This is a genomic window from Psychrobacter sp. DD43 (assembly GCF_904846555.1).
Classification (GTDB): Bacteria; Pseudomonadota; Gammaproteobacteria; order Pseudomonadales; family Moraxellaceae; genus Psychrobacter; species Psychrobacter cryohalolentis.
The window spans coordinates 1-1166 of record NZ_CAJHBE010000044.1 but is presented as its reverse complement, the minus strand read 5'-3'; the positions used below and the strand labels follow the sequence as shown (position 1 = coordinate 1166).

The following is a 1166-nucleotide window of genomic DNA, read 5'->3' as shown; positions in this document are numbered from 1 at the left end:
GCTCTGCACACGACAAAAAAACAAAAAAGTCTGTTAAAGCAAAGGCATAATAGTAATTTTTAAGACGAATCAGACCATGCCAAACTTTAACAGACTTAGTGAAACTTTAACCCAAAACCTGAGTATGAACAAGGCAAGAATCACATGTTTGAGCCTAATGATAATAGCCCTGATTACTGCTCAAAGCAGTAATCTTAAAAAAAATAGCAAGACACCTTCCTAAGGGTGGCAAGACCGACAGTCACTATCGCAGACTACAGCGATTTTTTGCCGAAGCGAGGATAGACTACGATCAACTGGCTTTAATGATATATCGACTATTTGGGCTAGGCAAACTCACCTTAACCATTGACCGCACCAACTGGAAATGGGGTAAAAGTAACCTCAACATCTTTATGCTAGGGGTGGTATATAAAGGGATAGCCATCCCCTTATACTGGCAAATGCTAGATAAGCGAGGTAATACAAACCATCTTGAACGCTGTGAACTTATTGAGCGGTTTATCAAACAATTTGGCAAAGATAACCTTGAGATGATAGTAGCAGACAGAGAGTTTGTTGGCGAAAAATGGTTTAACTGGCTCACCAATAATCACATACCCTTTGCCATACGGATTAAGAAGAACAGTAAAGTTAAGAATCATCATGGCAAGTTGGTACAGATTAAAGAGTTATTACGCCATGTTAGCCATCAAGAAACATATCGACATGGACGAATACTGACTGTCGATGGTTGTTTGGTTCGAGTATTTGCCAAGCGTGATAAAGACTATGGTTTAGTGATTGTGGCCACCAATCAACTAGAAACAGTGGATGCGATGACAAGCTATGCTAAGCGTTGGGAGATTGAGACTTTATTTGCTTGTCTAAAGGGCCGTGGCTTTAATCTTGAAGATACCCACTTAACCCATCTTGATCGGGTCAGTAAATTAGTCGCAGTGAACGCCTTAGCATTTTGTTGGGCTTATCATGTCGGTATTTATAAAGACAAAGATAAGCCGTTAAAGCGCAAGTTAAAGTCAAACGCTCGACCTCAAGCCAGTTTGTTTGCGCTTGGCCTGGATGTGTTGATTGAGGGCCTTCACTTGGTGTTCTTTAACAATGATAAGACTGTATTTCGACAGTTAGTTAGCTTTTTAACCCCTAAACCTATGAAAATCGGGTGG

The 1166-nt window shown here is 40.5% G+C and carries 1 protein-coding gene; it reads left to right on the top strand.

The genetic code is table 11. The features are described from left to right. Positions 1–176: 176 nt before the first annotated feature. Positions 177–1166: IS4 family transposase (locus JMX89_RS12735; RefSeq protein WP_201551732.1), on the top strand; the 990-nt coding region annotated here is incomplete at its 3' end.